Here is an 8,879-nt window from a genome sequence, read left to right on the forward strand (position 1 = left end):
TTTCTATCTCGTATTGGATTTTTTGATTTTTCGGAAAATTATGTTAGAATTAAGTTTATGAAATGAGGTTTCCTCATACCTAGCAAGACTAGGAATAAAAATAGAAATTAGGTAGCTAGATGTCATCTAAGGTTATTGTTACAATTTTCGGTGCGAGTGGAGACCTGGCTAAACGCAAGCTCTACCCTTCCCTTTTTAGACTTTATAAATCCGGCAATCTTTCCGAGCACTTTGCAGTCATTGGAACTGCTCGTCGTCCTTGGAGCAAGGAATATTTTGAATCTGTTGTAGTCGAATCGATCCTTGATTTGGCAGATAGTACCGAACAGGCTCAGGAGTTCGCTAGTCACTTCTACTATCAAAGTCATGATGTCAACGATACAGAACACTACATTGCTCTACGTCAATTGCAGGCTGAACTAAATGATAAGTACCAAGCTGAACACAACAAGCTCTTCTTCTTGTCTATGGCACCTCAGTTCTTTGGAACTATCGCAAAACACCTCAAGTCTGAAAACATTGTGGATGGTAAAGGTTTTGAGCGCTTAATCGTTGAAAAACCATTTGGTACAGATTACGCAACTGCAAGCAAGTTGAATGACGAACTCCTAGCAACATTTGACGAAGAACAAATTTTCCGTATTGACCATTATCTTGGTAAGGAAATGATTCAAAGTATCTTTGCAGTTCGCTTTGCAAACCTGATTTTTGAAAATGTTTGGAACAAGGACTTTATCGATAATGTTCAAATTACTTTTGCAGAGCGCTTGGGTGTAGAAGAACGTGGTGGCTACTATGACCAATCTGGTGCCCTCCGCGACATGGTACAAAACCATACACTACAACTTCTTTCTCTCCTTGCCATGGACAAGCCAGCAAGCTTCACAAAAGACGAGATTCGTGCCGAAAAGATTAAGGTCTTTAAAAACCTCTATCATCCAACAGATGAAGAGCTTAAAGAACACTTTATCCGTGGTCAATACCGCTCTGGTAAGATTGATGGCATGAAATATATCTCTTATCGTAGCGAGCCAAATGTAAATCCAGAATCAACAACTGAAACCTTTGCATCTGGTGCCTTCTTTGTAAACAGCGATCGATTCCGTGGCGTTCCTTTCTTCTTCCGTACTGGTAAACGTCTGACTGAAAAAGGAACTCATGTCAACATCGTCTTTAAACAAATGGATTCTATCTTTGGAGAACCACTTGCTCCAAACATTTTGACCATCTATATCCAACCAACAGAAGGCTTCTCTCTTAGCCTAAATGGGAAGCAGGTAGGAGAAGAATTCAACTTGGCTCCTAACTCACTAGATTACCGTACAGATGCGACCGCAACTGGTGCTTCTCCAGAACCATACGAGAAATTGATTTATGATGTCCTAAATAACAACTCAACTAACTTTAGCCACTGGGATGAAGTTGGTGCGTCATGGAAATTGATTGACCGTATCGAAGAACTCTGGCTTGAAAATGGTGCCCCACTTCATGACTATAAAGCTGGAAGCATGGGACCTCAAGCTAGCTTTGACTTACTTGAAAAATTTGGTGCTAAATGGACTTGGCAACCAGACATCGCCTATCGTCAAGATGGTCGTTTAGAATAAAAAAATTTCCTGCAAGTTTGTACCTTGCAGGATTTTTGCTTCTGATTAGATTAAGCCTTCCAAGAGACCCTTCATAAAGTTTTCTGAGTTAAACTCTCCAATATCATCGATTTTTTCACCAAAACCAATCAATTTTACAGGAATATTGAGTTCTTCACGGATGGCTAGAACCACACCACCTCGAGCCGTTCCATCAATCTTAGTCAAGACAATTCCAGTTAATGGCGTGATTTTTGAAAATTCTTTGGCCTGTACAAGAGCGTTTTGACCTGTTGATGCATCAAGTGCCAAAAAGGTTTCATGGGGTGCTTCTGGCACAACACGTTTGATGATACGACCAATCTTTTCCAACTCAGCCATAAGGTTATCCTTATTTTGCAGACGACCAGCGGTATCAATCATAAGAATATCGATACCTTCAGCTACGGCACGTTCCATTCCATCAAAGACCACACTGGCTGGGTCAGCTTTCTCAGGTCCAGTCACTACTGGAACATCTACTCGTCGACCCCATTCAGCTAGCTGGGCTACCGCCCCTGCACGGAAGGTATCTGCCGCAACCAGCATGACCTTCTTACCAGCTTGTTTGTAGCGGTGGGCTAGTTTCCCGATAGAAGTTGTTTTCCCGACACCATTGACCCCGACAAAGAGCATGACTGTCAAGCCCTCTTGGAAGTGGATACTTTCATCGTAATTGCCATCCTTTTCATAAAGCTCAACCAATTTCTCAATAATGACACGGCGAAGTGCATCAGGTTTCTTGGCGTTTTCAAGCTTGGCTTCGTAGCGTAGTTCCTCTGTTAAGTTAGAAGCGACTTGGACACCAACGTCACTCATAATCAGTAGTTCTTCCAACTCCTCGAAGAATTCTTCATCGACAGAGCGGAAATTAGCAAAGAAGGCATTTAAGCGAGCTCCGAAGCCTGAACGAGTTTTCTTGAGACTACGGTCATATTTTTCCTGAACGGTTTCTTCTGCTTGAGGAGTTTCTGGTTCAAGAACTTCAGAACTATTTTCTTCTACAGTCTCTACGAGCTCAGTATTCTCTTCCTCTGGGACTTCTTCTGAGTTTGGCAATTCTTCGACTTCTTCTTGAGAAACTTCTACAACTGACCCTGAATCAATACTTTCTTCAACTGTGTCTTGGATTTTATCTTCTTGGAGCTCAGCTTGTTCAACAATTTCAACTTCTGCATCTTCTTGAAGAACTTCCTCAGCTTCTGTTAAGGCAGGCTCATTATCTTCAGATAAATCAAGATTTTCCAGAGCTTCTTTTACAACTTCTTCGATTTTTGGTTCTTCTTTTTTTCCGAATAGACGGTCAAATAATCCCATATCTTAGTTCTCCTTTAGCACATATTCTTCGATAGCCCAGGCGACAGCCTCTTCATCATTGGTCATTGGAGTCACTACATTTGCGACTGCCTTGACTTCAGGAACAGCGTTTTGCATGGCAACACCGAGTCCCGCCCACTCAATCATAGAAAGGTCATTGGCCTCGTCACCACAGGCCATCACTTGGCTTTGCTCTATTCCTAGATGACTGATTAGTTTAGCCAATCCTGTTGCTTTATGAACATTCTTTGGTGACCACTCTAGCAACATTTCACGTGATTTAAAGATTTCATATTGGTCAAACAATTCTGGAGAAATCTTCTGAATGGCTGCATCCAAGGGTTCTTGAGCAAAGGCAGTCACGCACTTATTGTAGGTCATTTGACTAGATAAGTCTTCAAAGTCCACTGGAACAAAGGTCAAAGCTGGATTGAATTTGGCATAAAGACTTTCTTGGTCCGATTGAATTTGATAAACAGTTCCTTCTGAGATAGCATCAAGAGGCAGTGATAATTTCTCTGTTTCTTCATACAAGCGTGCCACATCATCATATGAAAAGACTGTTTTATCAAGGATTTCACCTGTATTTTTCTGAACCAAACCACCATTAAAGGTAATGGTATACTCATCTTCGTGGCCATCAGTCCCTAGCTCGTGGAGAAAGAAATCCATAGCTTTTAAAGGGCGACCAGTTGTCAATACGACCTTGATACCACGATCACGCGCAGCTTTCAAGGTTGCTTTGGTACGATCCGTCAACCTTTTATCAGTAGTCAGCAAGGTCCCATCCAAGTCCAATGCAATCAATTTTATATCTGCCATTATAAGCCCTCCATATAAGCTATAACCGACTGGTCCTTATGGTGACCAATCACAGTCTCTGCTAATTCTAAAATTTCTGGTCGTGCATTTTCAGGAGCTACAGGATGTCCCACAACCTGCATCATATGCAAGTCATTTAGATTATCTCCAAAAGCCATAACCTGATCCATTGTGATACCAAGTTTTTTAGCTAGTTCAACAATGGCCACTCCCTTATCGACATAGTCCAGAACAATATCAATGGATTCAAAGCCAGTTGTCATGGCCTTAACACCAGGAACATGTTCATTAACCCAAGCTTCACCAGCTTCCAGAGTTTCTTCTGTGAAGTTAGTTGTAAATTTGAAAATGTCATCTGTAATATCTTCCAGACTTGCTACTTTTTGGATATTTTCATTATAATGCTGACTCTCTTTCAAATAGGTTGCATCAACCGTATCTAGCACATAAGAACCCTTCTTACCCGTCAAGAGCAGTTTATTGATATCTACATAAGGTGAAGTTTTCATCTTTTCAAAAGTTGTCAGATAAAAGTCACGAGACATGGTCGCTTCATACAAGTCTTGACCCTGATACTCTACTAAACTGCCATTTTCCGCAATGAAAATAATGTCATCACGAACATCAGCAAATAATTTTTCTAGAGACAGAAATCCACGCCCTGAAGCCACCGCAAAGTAAATCCCTTTTTCCTTGTAGGAAGCCAAGAGAGACTTGAGGCGGTCCATATCAAAGCGCCCATTCCCATCTAGGAAGGTTCCGTCCATATCCGTTGCTACTAGTTTAATTGTCATCCTTCAATACTTTCTAAATCTTTTAACTTAACCGAAACAATCTTAGACACACCTGATTCTTGCATGGTCACTCCATAGATGGAATCAGCCGCTGCCATGGTTCCCTTACGGTGGGTTACGACGATGAACTGGCTGTCCTTGTCAAAGCGGTTGAGGTAATCCCCAAAACGTTTAACATTGGCTTCATCCAGCGCAGCTTCCACCTCATCCAAGATAACAAATGGAATGGTCTTAACTCGAATGATAGAAAAAAGCAAAGCAAGAGCCGATAGAGCTTTTTCACCACCACTCATGAGATTAAGAGACTGGATTTTCTTACCTGGAGGTTGAACAGAAATCTCAACCCCAGCTGTCAGCAGATCTCCTTCAGTCAAAATCAGGTCTGCTTGACCTCCACCAAACATCTGCTTGAAGGTCACTTTAAAGGACTCACGAATGGCTTCAAAGGTTGATTTAAAGCGTTCCTTAACCTCATCATTCATCTCTGTAATGGTCTCAAGGAGCAGGTTTTTCGCTGACAAAATGTCATCACGTTGGCTATTGAGGAAATCCATACGGTTGTGTACTTCTTCATACTGGTCAATAGCTTCCAAATTGACAGGACCCAGTGAGCGAATAGCCTTCTCTAAATCCTGCACCTCTTGCTCTGCCAGATTAAGGTTTTCCAACTCATGTGCTTTTTCTAGAGCCTCAGTATAGCTAATCTGATACTGGTCTGTCAATTGACTTTGTAGATGGCGCAAGCGCTCGCTGACCTTTTCTTTCTTAGCTTCAGCACGTGTTTGCTTGCGAATCCACTCTTCATTCTGCTGACGTGCCTGGTCCAAATGACTGGAAATATCATCCAGCTGACCTTCAATATCATCCAACTCAAACTGCTTGCGAATCAAACCTTGTTGGAGATTTGTTTTCTGGTTTTTGGCTTCTTCAGCCTGTTGACTGAGCAATTCTGTATCAACCTTCTCCAGATTATCAACCTTTTCTTGAAGAAGGCGCTGGATTTCCTCTTGTTCGATATCTAGATTATTCAATTCCTTGCCTAGACGGTCAATATCAGCCACTTCATAACGTTTTTGCCCTTGCAGTTCTGTCTTAAGCAAGCGAACTTGCGCTACCTGTTCTTGCAAGTTTTGATAGCGTTCTTGGATGGCATTTTTGTTAGACTTAATCTCTTCAATCTCAGCTTCCAGATTTTGCTTGTCACTGGCGATTGTAGTAAGGCGCTCTTGGCATTTTTCCTTATCCGCTTGCCAATCTCCCTCAGAAAGACGATTTAATTCCTCTTCTTGGAGTTTCCAAAGAGTTTCCAGTTCATCAACTTGCTGACTGGTCTGCTGATAAGCGAGGGACAAGCCCTGCTCCTGAATACGAGCCTGCTCACCCTGAGATTTGATTGCTTCTAATCTTTCTGTCAATCTAGCCATCTCATCTTGCAAGTTCTTCAAACTCGCTTCATCTGTACGCAAGCTTGCTTCTTCTTTAGCAATTTCTTTTTGCAATTGCTCCAGCTCTGGCTTGATGAAAATACTGTTATTCTGGCGATTAGCACCACCTGCATAGGAACCACCTGTGCGCAATTCTGTTCCGTCCAATGTTACCATACGAACCTGATAACGAACGTGACGAGCTGCTGCACGCGCATGTTCCACGGTATCAAAAATAGCCGTCGTAGCTAGCAAATTCTTAAAAATAGCTTCCAGTCTAGTGTCGAATGTCACCAACTCATCTGCCATCCCAAGGAAACCTGGGCTTGCAGCAATAGCATCTTGGTTCTGGCTAGAAATCGTACGAGCCTTGATTGTTGTCAAAGGAAGGAAGGTTGCACGACCGGCTCTGTTTCGTTTAAGGAAATCAATCACCTTGGTTGCCGCGTTCTCATCTTCTACGATGATATGCTGACTGCTAGCTCCAAGCGCAATCTCTAGAGCAGTTTGATAATGCACATCAAAGGTCAGATGCTCACTGACTGCCCCAATAATCCCACCTAGACGATCTTTCTCTTGGAGAACACTTTTAACACCTGCATAAAAGTTACTATGATTTCTCAGGATATTTTCCAAACTTTGGGCTCTAGCCCGCTTGTTTTTGAGACTATCCAGACGGTCAAAGAGTTGACTTTGTTGAGTTTGATAGGAAGTTTTCTGCTCCTCTTGCTCCTTGGCACAGATTTGATAATCGGCCAATAATTTCTGAACCTTCTCCTTGGCAGTTTCAAGTTCTTCTTTTTGCTGACTGGCCTTCTCTTTAGCTGTAGCCAGTTGTTCTTTTAGTTTTTGTAGTTGATCTGCTTGTTTTTGAGAAAGCTGACGACTATTTTCCAACTCATTCTCAATACGGGTCAGCTGGTTTGAGACATCCGCTTCTTCTTGTAAAAGAGCTACAAAGCGTTCACGTAGAAGCTCAATCATCTGATCAGGATCATCTGAAAAAGCTAGTAATTCAGCCTCTAATTGATTCAGTTTTTGATTATTTTGGACTAGATTTTCCTCTAACAGAGTTAAAGAGCTTTCTTTATCAGATTTTTCTTGGCTGAGTGAATTTCTCTTATCCTCCAAAGCAGCCAAACGAGCTTGTGCTTCCTGTTGATTCAGGGCTACTTGCTCAGATTCTAATTTCGATAAGGCTAATTTTCTCTCTAAATCACTAATCAGACTGGTCAAATCCATCAAACTGCCTTGGTCTTTGGCCATTTCAGCCTGTAAATCTTGGCGTTGCTTTTTAAGATTCTGATTTTCTTCTTCTAATTTTTCACGCTTTTGGTAATAACTGGTCAATAGTTCTTGAACCTGTGCTAACTCTTCTTCTGTCGAATCTAGTTCAGCTTTATTTTCCCTGATTTGAGCAACCAGCACGTCTAAATAAATAGCCTTGCGTTGACCTTCCAAGTCTAAAAACTTACGGGCATTCTCAGCTTGCTTCTCAAGAGGTTTGATTTGATTATCCAACTCGTAGATAATGTCCTCAAGGCGGTCTAGATTATCCTGAGTTTGCTGCAGTTTACTCTCTGTCTCTTTTCTACGAGTCTTGTATTTTAAAACTCCTGCAGCTTCTTCGAAAATGGCACGACGTTCTTCAGGCTTAGAATTAAAAATCTCCTCAACCTTGCCTTGTGAAATGATAGAAAAAGAATCTCGTCCCAAACCTGTATCCAAGAAAAGATCATGAATATCACGCAGACGGACTTTCTTTCCGTCAATCTTGTACTCGCTATCTCCACTACGATAAATATGGCGTTCTACCCTGATTTCTTGGCCTGCATCCTTGATAAATCTGTCATTATTATCCAAAGTCACAACTACAGAAGCATAATTGAGCGGTTTGCGACTTTCTGTTCCAGCAAAGATGACATCTGGCATCTTGCCACCACGGAGACTCTTGACACTAGACTCCCCCAAAGCCCAACGCAAACTTTCTGTAATATTGGACTTTCCAGATCCATTTGGTCCAACAACTGCCGTCACACCTTGATCAAAGACGACCTTGGTCTTGTCAGCAAAAGACTTGAATCCCTGAATTTCGATTTCCTTTAAATACATGAATCCAGCCCTTTCTCAACGGCATTTTTGGCAGCTTCCTGCTCTGCTAATTTCTTAGAGCGACCTTGACCTTGACCAATACTCTTGCCTTCAACAAGAACTTCTACATCAAAGACCTTATCATGGGCAGGACCCGCTTCAGAAATCACTTGATAACGAATAGCCACATCCCCATTGACCTGTAGTAACTCTTGAAGATGGGTTTTGTAGTCTGTAATCATCTCAAACTCGCCTGCTTCAACCTTAGGAATCATGACTTGATAGATAAATGCCTTGACCTTGGCCACATCCTTGTCCAAAAGGAGGGCACCGAGGAAGGCTTCAAAGGCATCGCCAAGAATGGTGTCACGATTGCGCCCCCCAGATTTTTCTTCCCCCTTACCTAGCTTGATAAACTGGTCAAACTGGCAATCACGCGCAAATCCAGCCAAACTCTCCTCGCGGACAATCATGGCACGGAGTTTGGACAAATCACCTTCAGGCTTTTTAGGATATTTTTTATACAGATATTCTGAAATCAATAACTGTAGAACAGCGTCTCCTAAAAATTCCAAGCGTTCATTATGTGAAATTTTTAAGAGGCGGTGCTCATTGGCATAACTCGTATGAGTAAAGGCAGTCTCCAATAAGTTTTTGTCTGCAAATTCGATTGCAAAATGGTTTTTAAGTACAGTTTGTAATTCTTTCATACCAACCTCTTTCTAACTGATAACAGTCCTTTTTATTATATCAAAAAAAGCCCCCTGAGTCACTCTAAAACGGGACTGGAGAGCATTTGGGAATTC

General features: G+C 41.9%; 6 protein-coding genes. 1 reads left to right on the forward strand and 5 read right to left on the reverse strand.

Annotated elements, in window-relative coordinates; all coding sequences use genetic code 11:
- Positions 1 to 119 precede the first annotated feature (119 nt).
- Entirely contained in the window at positions 120 to 1,607 is a 1,488-nt protein-coding gene (gene zwf, locus O3599_RS09595) for a glucose-6-phosphate dehydrogenase (protein ID WP_101781815.1), read from the forward strand.
- Between the two features lie 45 nt (positions 1,608 to 1,652).
- Here zwf and ftsY read toward each other — a convergent pair whose 3' ends face one another.
- Genes ftsY through rnc form a run of 5 tightly spaced genes read right to left on the reverse strand, consistent with a single transcriptional unit; the run spans position 1,653 to position 8,783 of the window.
- Positions 1,653 to 2,942, reverse strand: a complete 1,290-nt coding sequence (gene ftsY, locus O3599_RS09600) for a signal recognition particle-docking protein FtsY (RefSeq protein WP_371512710.1) — start codon at positions 2,940 to 2,942, stop codon at positions 1,653 to 1,655.
- A 3-nt stretch (positions 2,943 to 2,945) separates the two neighbouring features.
- Positions 2,946 to 3,764, reverse strand: a complete 819-nt coding sequence (locus tag O3599_RS09605; protein WP_261063003.1) for a Cof-type HAD-IIB family hydrolase — start codon at positions 3,762 to 3,764, stop codon at positions 2,946 to 2,948.
- Entirely contained in the window at positions 3,764 to 4,558 is a 795-nt protein-coding gene (locus O3599_RS09610) for an HAD family hydrolase (RefSeq protein WP_314435603.1), read from the reverse strand. The genes O3599_RS09605 and O3599_RS09610 overlap by 1 nt, the downstream gene beginning before the upstream one ends.
- On the reverse strand, positions 4,555 to 8,094 hold the full coding sequence (gene smc / locus O3599_RS09615) for a chromosome segregation protein SMC (RefSeq protein WP_371512713.1): 3,540 nt from the start codon (positions 8,092 to 8,094) through the stop codon (positions 4,555 to 4,557). Before smc ends, O3599_RS09610 begins: the two co-directional genes overlap by 4 nt.
- Positions 8,085 to 8,783 carry a ribonuclease III gene (gene rnc / locus O3599_RS09620; protein WP_261072692.1) on the reverse strand — a complete coding sequence of 233 codons (699 nt, stop codon included), beginning with the start codon at positions 8,781 to 8,783 and terminating at the stop codon, positions 8,085 to 8,087. Before rnc ends, smc begins: the two co-directional genes overlap by 10 nt.
- Between the last annotated feature and the right edge of the window lie 96 nt (positions 8,784 to 8,879).

The sequence above is a fragment of the Streptococcus sp. 27098_8_103 genome, from assembly GCF_041432345.1.
Taxonomy (GTDB): Bacteria; Bacillota; Bacilli; order Lactobacillales; family Streptococcaceae; genus Streptococcus; species Streptococcus mitis_BV.